The organism is Alkalihalobacterium sp. APHAB7 (genome assembly GCF_048323755.1).
GTDB lineage: Bacteria > Bacillota > Bacilli > Bacillales > Bacillaceae_F > Alkalihalobacterium.
In genome coordinates, this window is record NZ_JBLWFS010000001.1 from 222261 (window position 1) to 241174 (window position 18914).

Genomic DNA, 18914 nt, shown 5'->3' on the forward strand with positions numbered 1-18914 from the left:
AATGCTGCAGGAAAAAACATGAACATTCTCTGTCGTTAATTTGTAAAAGTACCGAAACTAAGCAATCTCTATTCTCACTGATGTCTAACTATGTTAATATTATTTATGGTTTTATAACTGTAATGATAGGGGTTTAAGTATGATAAGGCTAATTTCTAACTTTTATAATGACATAAAAGATCATAAAGATTTAATTAAATACTTTGTACTAGCAGACTTGAAAGCAACCAATGCTCGTACATACTTAGGGTTTTTATGGTGGATTATTGATCCAATTTTGTATATGGCATTATTTTATTTATTAGTACAAGTGATTCTTCAACGGGGTGGCGAAGGTTATGCCGTTTTTTTATTTACGGCCTTAATTCCATTAAAATGGACAACTTCGTGTTTAGTTGATGGCGCTGGTGCTATCACCTCGAAAAAGGGCATCATCGAACGCGTATTTGTACCGAAAATCGTTTTTATTATTATACGACTAGCTGTAAATTCCATTAAATTCTTCATCGGTTTAATAGCGATGTTTATTTTTTTATTGGTGTACGGCGTAGACTTTTCGGTAAATGTTCTATTTGTCCTTCTCATCATTTTTATTCATAGTATCTTTCTATTAGGAAGCATGATCATTCTTGCTCATCTCGGTGTATTTATTCGGGATGTAAAGAACATGATGCAATATATAGCAAGAACATTATTTTATTTATCACCCGTCATGTATGACATTTCAAGAGTTCCTGATACACTAGCTCCATTTTTATATATCAATCCGCTAACTTCTCTAATCACGTCCTATCGGAATGTACTTTTGTATCAGCAACCTCCAGAGTGGGGAGCGTTACTCATCTTGCTAGGGGTTTCAGTAGCCCTATTACTGTATGCGTTAAGAGTATTAAATAAGTATGAAAATCATTATTCTAAGGTGATCTAATTGGAAAATTCAATCATAGAATTAAAAGATATTTGGGTTTCCTATCCGGATAGTCAAGAGAAGCCCTTAAAGTCATTGTTTAAAAAAGAAAAAAAGAAGTTTTGGGCACTAAAAGGAATTAATTTCGATGTTAAAAAGGGTGAAGTATTAGGTATCGTAGGAAGAAATGGTTCAGGAAAAAGTACATTATTAAAAGTACTTAGTGGAATCTTACTACCTGATCAGGGTGAGTATAAAGTAGATGGACCGAAACCTGTCCTTTTATCGTTAGGTGCTGGATTTCAACCAGAACTTTCTGGAGTTGAAAATATATATCTAAACGGGCTGCTTCTTGGACGGTCTAAAGCTGAAATCGATAAACTCCTCCCCGAAATCATCGAATTCTCAGAACTCGATCATTTTGTCAATAAACCAGTAAGAACGTATTCAGCTGGTATGAAATCGAGGCTAGCTTTCTCAACGGCGATAACACTTGACCCTGAAATTTTACTAATCGATGAAGTTTTAGGGGTTGGCGATAGCTCTTTTAGAGAAAAATGTAAAAAAGTCATTATGGAAAAAATTAAAGAGAAACGAACTGTCATTCTAATCTCTCATTCTGCAAGCTTAGTAAAGAGTTTATGCGATCGAGTGGTCTGGATTCATTTAGGTGAACAACGGGATGTTGGAGATACTGAAGAAATTGTGGATAAATATGAAACTTTCATGAGAGGCGCCAAACAAAAATGAGTACAATTATGCTGCTTTTTAAGGATATAATTTATGACGCAAGAGTCAAGAGAGAAGCGATTGCGCTGGCTAAAGGTGGATACAAGCTTACGATCTTTTGTGTCAAAGAGTTTGACCTAGAAACACCGGACCTACATGAAAACATCGAAATTGTCAGGCATGATATGTTTAATAAACAGATTAAGATGACTTTAAATCAAAAACATAACGATAAAGCCTATACCAATGTGATTAAGCGAATGGTGAGGACACCACTTCTAAAGCTAAGTAAAGATATAGCGGCCTACCGACTGTTTTATACAAAAACTGTAGCGATGTTAAAAGAGAAAGATGTTACTGTAATTCACGCTCATGATCTCAATACGCTCTCTATCGGGTACTATTTATCTAAGCAGTTCCGCGCAAAACTGATCTACGATTCCCATGAACTATATAATGAGATGGCCGGAAGAAACAACTTTGAGAAAAGAATAGGGTATATGGTGGAGGGCAAAATGCTGAAACACATCGACCACTTAATTGTCGTGAACCCTTTTGTGCAAGAAGAATTTGAAAATAGGTATGGCAAAAAGCCTACGACGATTATCGAAAATATACCTGAAACCAATGGGGGTTTAACAACAGAAGCGGAGAACAAAAATTATTTCCGTGAAAAATTCAAACTAGCAGAAGAAGATATAATCCTTCTATACCAAGGCGGAATAAACCCAAATCGCGGCATTGAGGAATGTGTTGAAGCGGTTGCCCAACTACCAGAACGATTTAAATTTGTCATTTTAGGATTTGGCACCTTAACAAACGAACTCAAGGAATTGGCTGTGAAGTTAAACTTGAGCTCACGAGTCTTTTTTCATGAGCAAGTCCCTTCTGCAGATATATTATGGTATACAAAACAAGCCGATATCGGTTTAGTTATGTATAAGAGCAATAGTAAAAATAATTATTTCTCCACACCGAATAAAATTTATGAATACCTTTTGGCTGGAATTCCAATGGTCGCTTCTGATCATCCAGGAAAAAATTTTATTATAAATAAATATAAAATTGGCTTATGTATAGAAGAAGATGTCGAGTCGATTAGAAAAGGTATATTGCAACTAGAAAAGGAATACGACATGTATGCAGAAAATTGTTTAATTAATCGTAAATCCATTAGCTGGACGGATGAAGGGAATAAATTAGTCACGTTATACGAATCGCTTTTTAAAGCATAATAGGAGTACTCGATATGATAAAAACACTAAAAAGAATTTTTTTAAGGGAAAAAAATGAATTAAATCGGTTTGCAAAAGAAAACAATAAAGTATGTATGGTTGTTTGGAATACATTTGAAACGGATGCACGAGTTACGAAAGAAGCAGTTAGTGTACAAAAAATGGATAAAGAGGTAACGGTTATAGCAGTTTTTGAACCGACACGTACCAAGAAGAGGGAAGTAAAGGACGGGATTAACATTATTCGTGTGGATCGGACGATAATCAAGAAAAAGGAACGAGCAAACGTAACTCGATCCTCTAACAATACAAACGTTAATTCCACCACTACAAAAGCAAATCATTCCCTCAAAAACTCTGTGAAAAAACTGTTAAAGCCCCTCTACGCCATCATTCCAAAAACAATGATTAATACAAGGTTCTTTATAAGAGCTTTTAACGAAAAGGCAGGTATTTATCATTCACATGACTTAAATACACTAGTTCCTACTTATTTAGTTTCTAGAATCCGAGGTGCAAAATTAATTTATGATGCACACGAGGTTTCTACTGACCGTGCGGGTTGGAAGAATAAGCGTTTCTGGACAAGGATTGAAAAGTATATCATTAGACGTGCAGACGGGGTTATTACCACAAACGACACAAGAGCTGATTATTTTGCTGAAGAGTATGGTATTGAAAAGCCAGTGGTCATACGTAATGTACCTCCCTATCAAAAAATTGTAAGTTCCGACAAACTTCGTGAAGAATATGGTATGATTGGAAATGAGCCTATCATCATATATCAAGGGGGCATTCAAAGAGAAAGAGGCCTAGAAAATATCATTGAGTGTATCCCTCTAGTCCGTAAAGGGGTATTTGTTTTTATTGGAAATGGTGCGTTAAAGCCTAAAATTATGGCTAAAGCAAAAGAACTAGGTGTGGAACATCGCACGATATTTCATGGAGCTGTACCAAATGAAGAATTGTTGTCGTATACAGCGTCTGCGGATTTGGGACTTCAACTGCTGCAGAATACTTGTTTTAATCATTATTCTGCTTGTTCGAATAAAATTCATGAATATTTAATGGCTGGTATCCCAGTTGTATCTAGCGACTTACCTGAATTAAGGAAAGTCGTTTCTTCGGGAAATATTGGAATTTTAGTTGATCCTGAAAATATACAGATGATTGCAGGTGCCATTAATCAATTAATAGAAGATAAAGATCTTTATAACATGTTTAAAAGCAATACAGTGAATGCAGCTTTAGGTCATCATTGGGGCCTGGAAGAAGAAAAACTTCAAAAACTATACCAATAAAAGATAAAGGAGACTGTTATAATGAAACTTTGTGTAATGGGCTTAGGATATATAGGTTTACCAACGGCAGTGATGTTTGCTAGGCATGGAGTAACGGTTCATGGAGTAGACGTTAATGAAAAAGTAGTCCATATGTTACAAAACAAAGAATTACACATAGAAGAGCCAGGACTAATTGAAATGATGTCTGAGGTGATTGATGATGGAAACCTGACATTTTCGACACAACCTGATTATGCAGATGCTTTCATTATCGCAGTACCTACTCCAATAAAACCTGACAAAACGGCAAATACAGATTATGTTGCAGGTGCAACCGAAATGATCTTGCCATTTGTAAAAAGTGGCAACCTAGTCGTCTTAGAATCAACAGTACCACCTAAAACCGTAGAAAATGTTATGATTCCGATCTTAGAAAAAAGTAATTTAACGATAGGAGAAGATTTATATATTTCTCATTCACCTGAAAGGGTACTTCCTGGGAAGTTATTTGAAGAACTAGTATCAAACGACCGAATAGTCGGCGGAATTAATGAGAAATCTTCACAGTTGACAGTTGATCTTTACAAGCGCTTTGTAAAAGGTACGATTCACGTGACCGATTCTACAACGGCAGAAATGGTTAAATTAATGGAAAATACATATCGTGATGTGAATATTGCTTTTGCCAATGAATTAGCAAGAATCGCAGAAAAAGTAGGATTTAATGTTTGGGAGGCTATTGAATTAGCCAATTGTCACCCGCGCGTTAACATTCATAAGCCTGGACCTGGAGTTGGCGGTCATTGCATAGCGGTAGATCCTTGGTTCATTATTGAACAAGCCCCAGAAGAAGCAAAATTAGTGTCACTTTCACGAGATATTAATGATACTACTCCTTTCCATGTCGCTCATTCGATAGAAGACTTAGTAAAGGATAAAGAAAATCCAGTTATATCGATTTTCGGTCTTGCCTTTAAAGGAAACATCGATGACATGAGGGAAAGTCCGGCTGCTGAAATCGTCAACTATTTACAAAATAAAGGTCTAAATCTAAAAATATATGATCCATATGTAACGAATAACGTTGAGGGGAAAGTGGATACAGTCGAAGAAGCTGTCACGGACTCAAGTTTACTGGTGATACTTACAGATCATAATGTATTTAAAGAGTTAGATTTTGAAGCGTTAGAAAGTCTTATGAAGGATAAGACGATTTATGATACAAGAAATATGTTAAACGAACAAAAGTTAACCAATTTAGGGTTTAATGTACTTCAAATTGGTTGTGAACTGAAAAGATAAGTTAAGGTGGTGTAGGCCCTCGGGCTATTCAACATGAAAAGCGTTATATATTTATTGGGTTATATCTTCTCACTTTTTTTTATGACACAAAGATTTAAGGATGCTTTTTTTCGTCGCTACCTTAATAAAGATTCATATCATAGAGCGCTCCTGCTATTACGAATCGTGTGTCATTTAAAAAAACAAAAAGTATTTATTAAACAAGTAGAAAAAACGAATCTTCTACATGAAAATCAAAAGAACTTCTTAATAGCAATGGCTTATAGTAATTTAAAGATTTATGAGAAAGCTTGGGATGCCATTAAGGATGTACCAATTGGGGATGATAATGTTACGGATAAATTGAAGGGGAGCATTCTTTATAACCTTCGTGATATTGATGGGGTTCTAAAGTTATCCGAAACATTAAATTTAAATGAACTTTATAACTACCATCAAAAGAAAATATTAGTGAAGTTCACCTTTCTAAAACAAGGTCCTAGAATGGCAAGGCAGTTAAGTGAACTCTTTGCACAAGGAAATTTCGAGGAATTTTTTATTGAATGTATAGACAGGTATAAAAAGCTTGAGGGAGAGCCGCTGAACTGGGAAGAGTTCACCGAAAAGCATCTTTTCAATGATATCCGCTTAAAAAGTAGACAGGATATGGAAAAGGCTATTCAATGGTTACGAAGCCTTTCACCGGATCAACGAGAGCTAGGTATTATATTGTTGATGCAAGAATACGAAGCGCAGCCAGATATTTATTCCATGATTATTGAAGAGTTATATAACGAGTATCAAAAAGGCGAAATTCAGCTAGAACTATCCCAACATACGTGGAAACTAATTGCTTTAAGTGACTATGCACTTAAAAGAAAAAAATACAGACTGGCACTTAATTTAATTATTAAAGCATATAAAGAAGGCGAAAGATCACCTTATATTAAACAAGTACTGATGAGTATTATTCCAAATACAAAAATCAAACAAAGAGAAGTCGTTATGATCCAGCGGCTTGTGGATGATGGATTTATTAGTTTAGTTAGTCAAGAAGCCTGTAAATTAATGTTAGAAGTTGAAGGGTTTTATCATTTATATAATGGAGCAGATCTTGACATTAAAACCGTCAACATATTAAAAAGAATCGTAAGAGCGATGAAGAAACTACCTGAACCAAAAAATAAGGAAGCTTTAAGTTACCTATTAGAATACATTGTAGATCAATCGAAAGATCTAAAACTAGATGAAGAGCTTGTTGATACATTCTCTACATATTTTAAAGGCCACAATAAATGGGAGTTTGCCCATTTACGTTGGTGTGCAGAACAAGGCCAAATGGATGAGATCTTTGAGTCGCTATCTCATTTTCCTGAGGACAAACAAGTGAAATTATTATTGTTTCTTTCAAGGTCTTGCTATGAAGAGCAGAAGTTAAAAGACTCTCTTGAATTAACCGAAAAAGCACATGCCTTAGCCCCTAAAAACGTTATGGTTCTAAGAAGGCTTATAGCTGTTCATCATCGTATGGGGAACATTTCAAAGCGCTATCAATTTCTAGAAGAGCTTCGTGGGCTCTCAGGAAAGTTGTTCGGTAGAGAATATGATTTAGCGTTAGATGAGAAGAATTTGTTTGAAGAATTCTGGAGTTGGAATGGAGAAAAAACAGAGGTTAGGCAAGAGGATAAAATCCTTCATGTCCTAAACAAATCACTGCCTACCGTCAACGGATATACGATCCGAAGTAAAGAGATTGTAAACCACCAGAAAAACATCGGACTTCAACCTGTTGTTGTAACTAAACTAGGTTGGCCATTAGGTAAGGAGAACCCTAAGGAAATTGAAATGGAAACCATCGACGATGTTTCTTACTATCGGTTAAATGGGAAAGACCCTGGTTTGCAGTTAAATAAAGTACCGATGAGTGACTACTTTGACCAATATGCACATTATTTTTCTGAACTTGTGCAACAAGTAAAGCCAAGGTTGATTCATGCAGCATCGAACTTTCAAAATGCGTTACCAGCATTAGAGGTAGCTAAAGCCTATGAAATTCCTTCCGTTTATGAAGTAAGAGGACTCTGGCATTACACTCAAAGCTCGAAAACAGAAGGGTTTGAGAACTCTGAGCGATTTAAGCTTCATGAAAAGTACGAATTGAGATGCTGCGAGATCGCAACCCATGTAGTGGCGATCGGTATTAGTCTTAAAGAACATTTAATTGAATTAGGTGTCCCTGAGAGTAAAATTTCAATTGTTCCTAATGGTGTCGATACAAAACACTTTGTACCGATCCCTGTCAATGAAGAAATTCAAAAACAATATAATTTAAAAGATCAGCTTGTATTTGGGTTTATTGGATCTGTAACCGAATATGAGGGGTTAGATTTTCTCCTAAGAGCATTTGCGAAATTAAGAGAGAAGAGATCAGACGTCAAATTTCTCTTAGTTGGAGACGGTCCGGCCTTAAATGATTTAAAGGCCTTAACGAAAGAGTTAAAGTTGACAAATTCGGTCATTTTTACAGGAAGAGTTCCGCATGAAAAAGTCAATGACTATTACTCAGTAGTTGATGTATTTCCATTCCCTCGAACAAAAGCAAAAGTATGTGAACTAGTAACCCCGTTGAAGCCATACGAAGCAATGGCCATGGGGAAACTTGTATTAGTCAGCGATATTCCTGCCTTAAAAGAGATGGTAACGGAAAAGGAAACCGGAATGATATTTGAAGCTGAGTCTGTTGATTCTCTTTTAACAAGTTTAGAACAAGTAGAAGAGGACAGTCATCTAGCAGAAAACGGTAGACAGTGGGTTGTTAAGAATAGAGACTGGGGTGACCTCTCTTATCGTTATAAAGGTGTATACTCTGAAGCGGGAGGAGTAAAAGTTGTTGAATAGTACAGACAAGCGTGAGTATTTAGAGGTCTTCACCATTACAAACTTTGAAAACGATGAAGAAATAGAGCGTATTTGTGAAGAATTAGCAAATGGACGTCTTTTCATTCAAAAGAGATATCCTGTAATTCAGGCACCAGAAAGAGGAGTTTGGACTTATGATCCTCTTAATGATCGAAGTTGGCGTTTTTGGTTACACTGTTTAATTACAGTTGAATATCTAGTAGTAGGTCATGAAAAGCTTAAGAAAAAGCAATTCTTAGACAAGGCACTAGAACAAATTTTAGATTGGTACGATTACCATTTATTAAGCCCAGGTAATAAACTTTCTGAAATGGCTTGGCATGATCATTCAACCGCATTACGTCTTCTAGTTATCTCTCACTTTTATGAGGAGTGGAGGAAAGAAAATTTTGATCCAGATATAGCAGAAAAGTTACATGCTATGGTTGAAGTGCATTGTGAGAAATTAGTTGACCCTGTATTCTATATGAACAAACACAATCATGGGTTAGATCAGGATATTGCCTTGTATGTAGGGACGACAGTCTTTTCAGAAATGAAAAAATCCAAAGAATGGAATGAATTTGCTTTTAGCAGGATGTTGGTACAAATTAGCGACTTGTTCGCAGATGATGGGAGTTATTTAGAACACTCCCCGAATTATACGTACCTATTATTAGATCGGTTGTTTAACTTTGCAAAGTTTTTATTCCAGATAAAAGATCAAAGGACTGAAATTGTTGTAAAAAAGTTGGAAAAAATTCTACATCATTATAATAATATGTTATACCCTAACGGATTTATTCCGACAATTGGGGACAGTGAGTATGTACAGTCATCCAACTTCCAACAATTTCTAGGAATATCAAGCAAGCTAGATCAGTACTTGGGGAATTTAGACTATATTACAAGCCTTAATGAAAGTGGTACACAACCTGCTGAATTAGACGCGGTTTATCCTCAAGGCGGATTTGCTGTTTCCAGAAATAAATGGGCGTTTGATGATGAAACCGTTCAAGTGATTTTTTATAGCGGCTTTCATTCAAGAGTACATAAACATTCCGATGATTTATCGATCAATATTTTTGCACATCAGCAACCAATATTAACCGACCCCGGCAAGTTCAACTATGATTATGAAAGCACCGAACGAAAATATGTTGTTTCTTCAAGAGCGCATAATACGGTCATTGTTGATAGTAAGGATACTGAAACTGTCAGGTTGAACGTTGAGAAATCGGGGATAACAAACTTTTATTCTAGTGAAGAAATTACAGTTGCAACAGGGGTTCATTGTCTATATGTAGGGGTTATTCACTCAAGAACCATTATTCATCTTAAACCATTTGAATGTATTATTCTTGATGACTTACAAGGTCATAAAGACCATACGTTTGAACAGAATTTTGTTCTTAATCCTAATATTAACTGTCATCTTTCAGAAGGCGCGGTGATAGGAGAGTTGGAGGAACAACCATGTATCACTATAAGTCCGCTAATTAATAAAGGTACAATAGAGTCAAAATTAATTAAAGGAAGTAAGGATCCGTTAGAAGGTTGGGTATCAACAGGCTATTCTAATCTGGTTGAAACGTTCTCCTCTAGGTTTGTACAAAAAGGTAAAAATGCTCGCTTTGCGACACGTATTAATTTAAAACCCAATGAGACAAGAATGAAGGACTTTACATGGGAAGGTGATGTTGCCTCTTTTTCTTATGTAAGTGAGGATGGAGACCTATCTAATGTGAAGTTAATTTTTAGCGGTAAAAGAGTATTTGTTTCGGTTAATAATCAGTTATTTGAACCACAGTATTTTAAAAAAGATACTATCAATGATGCGATGGATGTAGCAGAAAAATATGAGTTTAGAGAAAAATACCGTAAAGAACGAAACAGAAGGATTAAACTCCAAGAAGAGTTGGAGATAATGAATGACCGACTCGAACCCTTAGAAGAAAATAAAAAAAGTAATGATAGTTAGTTTTGAGTTAAGTAATGAGCGCCAAACATAAAAAAGCGCATTCCTATTAGGGGTGTGCTTTTCTAAAATCTACAAGTGGATACTAGAAATTTCACAACATATTCACAACAAAGGGAAATTATTTTACTTCTTAATACAGGTATAATTTCCTTAGTAATAGACAAGAAGGGTGGATAGGTATGATTTTTTTACATAGGGGAAGACGCTTTATTACAATGGTGGTTATCTTTGCTTTACTTTTTTCATCATTGTCTCAACCTCTAACAGGACTAGCCCTAACTGGAGCTGAAGATGAAAGTCAAACGGATTTATTTTTCCAAATTATTAATGACACTCCGGTTTATATGGAGAAAGATAATGAAATAAGTCAGTTAGGGACGTTGTTAGAAGGAATCCAATTCCAAGTACATCGAGAGGATGAAAACAAAATATATTTCATCCTTTACGAAGATATTGAGGTTTTTACTTCTAGAGATGCTGTTCTTTGGTTGGAAGATTTAGAGGTTGATGGAGAAGTATTAGTTTCAGATCAGACTTTCATAGGAGAGGCAACGATTAAAGAAGATGTAGTAATACATACTCTTCACGATGACCCAATCTTAACATTAGAACAGGAAGTTTCTTTTCCAGTTTTATATGAAACTGATGAATACATTGCATTGCCAATAGGGCCGTATATCGGAAAGGTTGCTACAGTTGATCTCATCATTGAAGCGGTTCTGGAGAATCAAACTGAAGAAATAGTTGAAGGAGAAATTACTGATCCACTAGCAAATGAGAAAATAGAAGAAGAGATTTCCGAAACTCAGGCTAAAGAACCTCAAGAGGAAACGGCAACTGATAGCCAAACAGAACAGCAACCAACAGAGGTAACGGTGCCAAATGAAGGTACTGTTCAAACTGAACAAGTAGATAAAACACAGGTTGCATCACAGCAATTTACAAGCTCAACGAAATACTATGAAGTCATTACAAATAACACACCTGTCTATGATAATAGTGCCGGGAGTTTAGTAGAAGTAGGTTGGCTGAAAAAAGGTCAAGTGTATCCGAGAGTACGAGATTACGGACCGAATTGGCATGAAATACGCTTTGGAAATGAAAAGGCGTATGTCAGAAAAGCTGATACCGCACCAGCGAATGGAACGTCTGTAAAAAATGAAAACGTAAACTATCATAATACAAATCAGTCGTTTGTACCAAAAGTGAGTATTGAAGTCTATGATAATAGCTCAGGACAATTAGTTTCATATGCCACATTAAAGGAAGGCAGGGCGTATCCGCTGGTCGGTGAGTACGGAGCGAACTGGTATCGTGTGTTAGTATCTGACCGTGTTGGCTATGTCCGTGCATCCGAAATCGATCTTCAATCGCAACAAACGAAACCGCAACCTTTCACTAACTCTACGAAGTACTTTGAAGTCATTAACGACAATATTCCCGTTTATGATAACAGTACAGGCAGCTTAGTAGAAGTTGGTTGGTTAAAGAAAGGTCAAGTGTATCCTCGCGTTCGCGATTACGGTGCGAATTGGCATGAAATTCGATATGGAAATGGTTTTGCCTATGTCAGAAAGGTAGATACGAGACCAGCGAATGGTTCGGTAGTACGTAATGAGAACAAAAACTTTGAAAATACGGCTCGTTCATTTATCCCGCAAGCTGATATCGAAGTGTATGATAATACATCAGGTCAATTGGTGCCGTTTGGTGTAATAAAAGAAGGCCGAAGTTATCCGATTGTCGGTAACTTTGGCGCGAATTGGTATCGTGTACTTTTATCAGATCGGATTGGATTTGTAAGAACAAGTGAAGTAAGTTTAGGTTTCAGCACAACTGACGAATATTTCCGTGTAACAGAAGAGAATGTCGAAGTCTACGATAATAGCACGGGCAGACTTGTCAAAGTCGGAGAGCTCGTGAATGGTCAAGTGTACCCGCGCGTTCGCGATTATGGGAACTGGCACGAAATTGAGTTTGGAAATAGAAAAGCTTACGTTCGTAAAGCAAGTACTCAACCAGCAACACGTAGCGGGCTGAGAAATGAGAACCGTTCCTTTGAGAATGGAAGATTTCATTTAATAGCAAACCAGAATGTTGAAGTCTATGATAACAGTACGGGGCAACTCGTTCCATTTGCTAGGATTGAGAAGGGACAGAAATACCCGGTTGTCGGAGCGTTTGGAGCTAATTGGTTCCGTGTACTTGTAGCTGATCGTGTTGGGTTTGTCAGAAGTAGTGAAGTGAAACTAGGTGCGACATTTACAAGTACAGACGAATATTTCCAGGTCGTTTCTAATACGGCAATTATATATGATAACAGCAGGGGAAGCTTAGTTCCAGTAGGAGAGTTAAAACAGGGACAAGTTTACCCACGTATTCGTGACTATGGATCTAATTGGCATCAAATTGAATTTGGAAATTCTGTTGGTTATGTAAGGAAGTCAGATACCATCCCAGCTACTAAGAGTGGGTTGCGTAATGAGAATACAACATTCACTAATAGTGGAGAGCGCATTAATATCCCTCAAAATATTGAGGTTTATGACAACAGCACGGGGAATTTAATACCATTTGCAACAATATATGCGGGAAAAAATTACCCTGTGGTTGGAGAATTCGGCTCAAATTGGTATCGAGTACTTGTTTCAGGAAGAGTCGGTTTTGTAAGAGTTAATGATCTTACCCAAACAAAAGAAGAGCAAATCACATGGTTTAGAGCAGATCAAGACGTAATTATTTATACGAATGAAACAGGGAGACTCTTCCCAGTTGGAAGATTATCAAAAGGGCAGATATACCCTCAGTCTCGACCGTATGGAAATTGGCATGAGATTGAATTTGGTGATGGGGTTGCATACGTTAGAAAATCGGAGACAACGAAAGTAACAAATGTTCAAGTTTCTAATTTAAATGAACGCTATAATAATAAAAATGAATATTTCATCGCCTTAGAAACAATTGAAGTTTATGATAATAGTTCAGGATCATTAGTACCGTTTGGGACTATTATTCAGGGAGAAAAATATCCAATTGTGAGTAATTATGGAGAGAACTGGTATCGAGTCCTTTTTGCTGGACGAGTTGGTTTTGTTAGAAAGAAAGATGTGAGAAAAGCTCCAAAGGAAGTAACGATTACGAACACAGATATTCGTTACTATAAAAATAGAACGAATAGTGCACTTTCTAATAGAGTAAGTTCATTCTTCTTGAACCCAATGAATGGTGGAAATTTTAAAAATGCAGCTGATCAGATGGTTAATGGTATTTTCATCCTTTCACCATATGGGACCTTTGATTATAGTAAAGGTATTGATTGGGCGACTAACCCGTCCTATACTCGTTCTTTTATGAGACCGTTTCATGGACACTTTTATTTATACGACTTAATGGCTGCCTATAACCAAACAAAGGATCCGAAGTATATTCATACAGGTTACAAAATTATTGAGGATTGGGTAAAGAAAAACCCATATCTAAAACCACAACATGAAATGGCTTGGCATGATGAAACAACAGCAAGACGTTTAATTGCTTGGATCGGTTTCTTTGATCTTGCTAAGGACATTTTAAATGAGGACCAGCTAAAATTAATGCTTGATAGTATGATCATTCAAGCTGATTTATTAACAAAAGAACACTATTATACAAGAAATACAAATCATGGGATGTTCCAAGACGAAGCTTTACTTGTATTTAGTGATTATTTTGACCGACTAGAAAAAGCCCCAATCTATGGACAATTAGCTCGAACAAGGTTAACCGATTATTTTGAATACATCATGTCCGAGGAAGGAGTTCATTTAGAACATTCTCCTGGATATCATCAGCAAATTGCGAATTCAATATTTAAATATAAGAACTTTTTCGCTGCTAAAAATGAACCTGCGTATGCAAGGTATTACAGCCAACTATATGATAAGATGTCTATTTTTGCGTCGTATATTCTTAAGCCTGATGGGAAATTTCCATTGATTGGTGATACATTTACACGTGATGTCCCATATAGTTTCCTCTGGACCGATAACCCATATTATCAATATGCTAGAACTGCAGGAGCTACCGGAACTGCTCCAACAGCAACGGATATAGTGTTCCCTGAAGCAGGATATGCTATCTTTAGAGATTCGTGGGAGCGGAAACAGGAAGGAACGTACGTATTATTCTACGCCGCATACCATACGGGCTACCACAAACATTCAGATGATTTAGGTTTGTGGATCTATTCCGATGGAGATATCGTCATTGAAGCAGGACCTAATGGGTATGATTATGACGACCCATTTACGGCATATGCATATTCTTCTTTTGCTCACAATACGCTAATTGTTGATAATGAAAGTTTAATAAGAGTCGATCACAAATTCGATTCGACTTATCTAAAGGATTATTCAATTGGCAATCAAACCTCAAGTGTCTCTGGAGTGAATAAAAGATTCGAAGGTGTAGGTCATGAAAGAAAAGTAGATTACCATAAAGATGGGAATATAGTCGTTGTAAATGATTTTATTCAATCAAAAGACCAACATAACTACAAGTTATTATGGCATTTAGCACCCGACATTACTCCAATTCAAGGTGAAAACAATGAGATACATCTTTATCGTGGAGAAAAGTATGTCACAACAATATCTATTGAAGGTCAACAGAAGATAGATATTTCTATTGTTAAGGGACAGACAAAGCCAAACATTCTTGGCTGGTATTTCCGTGGAGTAAGAGATCCAATCCCGACACATACTATTGTTTTAAACTTTCATGGAAGAAATGGTCATGTAAAAACTACATTCGATATTCATAACTAATATAAGTATAAAGAGACTAGCTCTATTAGAAGAAATTCAATACACGATAGTCTAGTTAAGTATTTCTTAGAACTTAGGCTGGCAAATTAGAAGCCAACGAAATCCATTTCCAAGTTATACGTTAGTTATTGAATTAGACGAAGCAAATACTGAAGTGACAACGAATTTTAAAATAATAGATTCATATTAAAAAGGGGCGTAACAGCCTCTTTTTTTTGTATTTTTACAAATTTCTTCAAAATTTTCATATATAAAAAGTCCTATTCTTTGTATAATTAAATAGAAATCTAGTATTGAAAGGTGGAGAGCTATGAAACTGCGAAGGATAAGACAATATCTAACAATGATGGCCGTCTTTATTCTACTTTTTTCGTCATTGTCTTATCCCCAAATAGGGCATGCTATAACTGGCGGGGAAGAAACAAACGAAGTAAGCAGTTACTTCAAGACAATTGAAAATATTCCAGTCTACATCAGCGTTAATGATGAACCATTGATGCTGGGTAAAGTCTCTGGAGGGACATCGTTTCCAGTAGAAAGAGTGGAAGGAGATAAAGTATATTTTCTCTTACATTCTGATGTAGAAGCCTTTGTATACCAAGGTGGAATACAATGGGAAGAAGAATTAATCGAAAATGAAGAGTTGCTTTTAAGTAATTTTGAAAGCAGCAGTGAACTATTTGTTGAAAAAGGAACACAAATTGTTAATAACAAGGATGACCTTCTGTTAACATTAGAAACGGAATTCATTCTCCCAATCCTGTCTGAAACAGAAGACTACTACGTGACACAAGTCGGTCCGTTTGCTGGAAAGATTACTGTAGCTGAGGTTGAGGCAGAAGAAGTTTCAGAAGAAGTAATTAGTGATGAAAGTGAAGTCATTACCGACGAAACAACCGATTCCACTTCACCAAGTAATGAAGAGCAAGAACTAGTTGATGAAAGTGGAGCAGGAGAAGTTGCTGAAGAGGTAGAAACTCCAGAAACACCAGAAGTGCAGGTAACGGTAGAACCTGTATCGCAAACCGTACAAGCACAGGCTTTTACTAGTTCGACAAAGTACTTTGAAGTGATTAAAGACAATATTCCCGTCTATGATAATAGTACTGGAAGCTTAGTAGAAGTTGGTTGGTTAAAAAAGGGTGAAGTGTACCCAAGAGTCCGTGATTATGGATCAAATTGGCATGAAATTCGCTTTGGAGATGGTATGGCGTATGTCAGAAAAGTCGATACAGCCCCTGCGAATGGAACCACTGTAAAAAATGAAAATCAAAACTATCAAAATACGAGTCGTTCTTTTGTACCTAAAGCTGACATTGAAGTCTATGACAATAGTTCGGGACAACTCGTATCATATGCAACCCTAAAGGACGGCAGAGCGTATCCGATTGTCGGTGAGTTCGGGTCGAACTGGTATCGTGTCTTAGTATCAGATCGTGTTGGCTATGTCCGTTCAGCGGAAGTTGATGTCCAACCAGCACAAGCGAAGCCGCTAGCTTTTACTAGTGCAACAAAATATTTTGAAGTTGTTAACGAAAATGTACCCGTCTATGATAATAGTACTGGAAGTTTAGTAGAAGTTGGTTGGTTACAACAAGGCGAAGTGTATCCGCGCGTTCGCGATTTTGGTCCGAATTGGCATGAAATCCGGTACGGAAATGATTTTGCCTACGTCCGAAAGGCCGATACGAGACCATCAAACGGTTCTGTATTACGTAATGAAAACAAGAACTTTGAAAATACGACTCGTTCGTTTATCCCGCAATCTGATATCGAAGTGTATGATAATACATCAGGCCAATTGGTGCCGTTTGGTGTAATCAAACAAGGCCGAAGCTACCCGATTGTAGGTAACTTCGGCGCGAACTGGTATCGTGTGCTTTTATCAGATCGAGTTGGATTTGTTCGTACGAGTGAAGTTGAATTAGCTTTTAGAGCGTCCGATCAATACTTCCGTGTGACTACAGATCATGTTGAAGTTTATGATAATAGTTCAGGCAGACTCGTAAAAGTCGGCGAGCTTGTTAATGGCCAAGTGTACCCGCGGGTTCGAGATTTTGGGAATTGGCATGAAATTGAGTTCGGAAAAATAAAAGGTTACGTTCGTAAAGCAGGCACTCAGCCTGCTACAAACAGCGGGCTTCGTAATGAGAATCGTACCTTTAAAAACGGAAGATTTATTCTAGAAGCAAAGCAAACGATTGAAGTCTATGATAATAGCTCAGGCTCACTTGTGCCTTTTGCTAAAATCGAACAAGGTCAAAAATATCCAGTAGTTGGTACATACGGCGCCAATTGGTATCGTATACTAGTAGCGAATCGTGTTGGCTTCGTACGAAGTGCAGAAATTGATATCACAGCCAACTTCATTGCCTCGGATAAGTACTTCCAGGTCGTAAACGATGGAACCATCATTTATGATAACAGTACAGGGAGTTTAGTCGCTGTGGGTGAACTTGAAAAAGGTCAAGTGTATCCGCGAATTCGAGATTTTGGAGCGAATTGGCACCAAATTCAGTATGGCAATTCGTTTGGATACGTAAGAAAGTCTGATACGGTTCCTACCACAAATAGTGGACTTCGTAATGAAAATAAATCGTTAAAAAATAGTGGCGGCCGTATTAAAGCAAATCAAGATATTCAAGTTTTTGATAATAGTAGCGGTCGACTCGTACCATTTGCAACTATTTTTGAGGGTGGTAACTATCCGATAGTCGGTAATTTCGGTGCCAACTGGTATCAAATTATTGTTTCAGGTCGAATTGGCTTTGTTCGGTCAGCCGAAGTTGAGCTTGTCCAACAGCCGATCAGACATGTTGTAAATGGGAGATCTATCTACACGTATTCTCAAATGACCAAAGACCTTCAAACGTTACAAGAAATGTACCCAGATATCATGGAAACACGGGTCATTGGTAAATCGATTGATGGAAGAAATATCTATGCAATTAAGTTAGGTACAGGTAGAAAAGAAATCATGATAAACGGATCGAATCATGCACGTGAGCATATGACGACAAACGTTGTGATGAAAATGTTAGATACGTATGCTTATGCCTATAAAAAAGGACAGCGCATTGACGGATTCGATGTAAAACGAATTTTAGACCAGACAAGCATTTGGTTTATTCCGATGCTGAACCCTGATGGCGTTTCCCTAGTTCAATTAGGTGCTAACAGTGCGAAAGATCCAGCTGCGGTTATTCGTTTAAATGGTGGAAGTGCCAACTTTAATGCTTGGAAAGCAAATATTAGAGGGGTCGATTTAAATCGTCAATTCCCGGCATTGTGGAATACGATTACAAATGATCCAGGACGTCCTAGTCCATTTAACTATAAGGGGCCAAGACCGTTAAGTGAGCCAGAATCAAAAGCGATTTATGACTTCACACTAAGTCGAAACTTCCTTACTGCAGTATCTTATCACTCATCTGGTGAAGTGATTTTTTCTCGCCATAATTATGAAAGCCGTTCAAGAGTCGTTACTAATTTAGTGGCAAACAAGACAGGCTATGCCCCGATAAACCTGACAAACAATAGTGGTGGCGGGTTTACGGATTGGTTTATTATTAGTCAAAGACGAGCTGGTATAACACCGGAAATTTCACCGTTTGTCGGTCCAAGACCAGTTCCATTGAGTAATTGGAACCGCATATGGGAACAAAACTTCTCAGTAGGTATTATGCTGGCGGATGAAGCATCCCGTCATTAATTGATAGAGTCTTGATGGAATTTACAGTTAATTTCATCAAGACTCTTGTTTTTTTATGTACTTATTGCTAGATTTTAAAATAT

9 protein-coding genes are annotated in these 18914 nt (G+C 37.0%); all 9 read left to right on the forward strand.

The window, feature by feature from the left end; genetic code table 11:
* Nucleotides 1-139: 139 nt before the first annotated feature.
* The 9 genes from ACNSTQ_RS01025 (at nt 140) to ACNSTQ_RS01065 (ending at nt 18831) form a co-directional block, all read left to right on the forward strand.
* On the forward strand, nt 140-928 hold the full coding sequence (locus tag ACNSTQ_RS01025; RefSeq protein ID WP_418197993.1) for an ABC transporter permease: 789 nt from the start codon (nt 140-142) through the stop codon (nt 926-928).
* Nucleotides 929-1657, forward strand: a complete 729-nt coding sequence (locus ACNSTQ_RS01030; RefSeq protein WP_418197994.1) for an ABC transporter ATP-binding protein — start codon at nt 929-931, stop codon at nt 1655-1657.
* Nucleotides 1654-2871 (forward strand): glycosyltransferase, encoded by a 1218-nt coding sequence (locus tag ACNSTQ_RS01035; protein ID WP_418197995.1) that lies wholly within the window; start codon nt 1654-1656, stop codon nt 2869-2871. Before ACNSTQ_RS01030 ends, ACNSTQ_RS01035 begins: the two co-directional genes overlap by 4 nt.
* Before the next feature lie 14 nt (nt 2872-2885).
* Nucleotides 2886-4172 (forward strand): glycosyltransferase family 4 protein, encoded by a 1287-nt coding sequence (locus ACNSTQ_RS01040; RefSeq protein ID WP_418197996.1) that lies wholly within the window; start codon nt 2886-2888, stop codon nt 4170-4172.
* A gap of 21 nt (nt 4173-4193) precedes the next feature.
* Nucleotides 4194-5456, forward strand: a complete 1263-nt coding sequence (locus tag ACNSTQ_RS01045) for a nucleotide sugar dehydrogenase (RefSeq protein ID WP_418197997.1) — start codon at nt 4194-4196, stop codon at nt 5454-5456.
* Nucleotides 5457-5489: 33 nt separating this feature from the next.
* Nucleotides 5490-8333 carry a glycosyltransferase family 4 protein gene (locus tag ACNSTQ_RS01050; protein ID WP_418197998.1) on the forward strand — a complete coding sequence of 948 codons (2844 nt, stop codon included), beginning with the start codon at nt 5490-5492 and terminating at the stop codon, nt 8331-8333.
* Complete coding sequence (locus tag ACNSTQ_RS01055) at nt 8323-10314, forward strand: heparinase II/III domain-containing protein (RefSeq protein ID WP_418197999.1); 1992 nt, start codon at nt 8323-8325, stop codon at nt 10312-10314. Before ACNSTQ_RS01050 ends, ACNSTQ_RS01055 begins: the two co-directional genes overlap by 11 nt.
* Nucleotides 10315-10493: 179 nt before the next feature.
* Nucleotides 10494-15119 carry an alginate lyase family protein gene (locus ACNSTQ_RS01060; RefSeq protein WP_418198000.1) on the forward strand — a complete coding sequence of 1542 codons (4626 nt, stop codon included), beginning with the start codon at nt 10494-10496 and terminating at the stop codon, nt 15117-15119.
* A 310-nt stretch (nt 15120-15429) separates the two neighbouring features.
* A complete protein-coding gene (locus ACNSTQ_RS01065; protein ID WP_418198001.1) occupies nt 15430-18831 on the forward strand; it encodes a M14 family zinc carboxypeptidase in 3402 nt (1133 codons plus the stop codon).
* Nucleotides 18832-18914 lie beyond the last annotated feature (83 nt).

Bases quoted from the DNA above. Each gene is read 5' to 3' on its own strand.
- ACNSTQ_RS01025 (WP_418197993.1), top strand. From the start codon at position 140: ATGATAAGGCTAATTTCTAACTTTTATAATGACATAAAAGATCATAAA.
- ACNSTQ_RS01035 (WP_418197995.1), top strand. From the start codon at position 1,654: ATGAGTACAATTATGCTGCTTTTTAAGGATATAATTTATGACGCAAGA.
- ACNSTQ_RS01040 (WP_418197996.1), top strand. From the start codon at position 2,886: ATGATAAAAACACTAAAAAGAATTTTTTTAAGGGAAAAAAATGAATTA.
- ACNSTQ_RS01045 (WP_418197997.1), top strand. From the start codon at position 4,194: ATGAAACTTTGTGTAATGGGCTTAGGATATATAGGTTTACCAACGGCA.
- ACNSTQ_RS01050 (WP_418197998.1), top strand. From the start codon at position 5,490: ATGAAAAGCGTTATATATTTATTGGGTTATATCTTCTCACTTTTTTTT.
- ACNSTQ_RS01060 (WP_418198000.1), top strand. From the start codon at position 10,494: ATGATTTTTTTACATAGGGGAAGACGCTTTATTACAATGGTGGTTATC.
- ACNSTQ_RS01065 (WP_418198001.1), top strand. From the start codon at position 15,430: ATGAAACTGCGAAGGATAAGACAATATCTAACAATGATGGCCGTCTTT.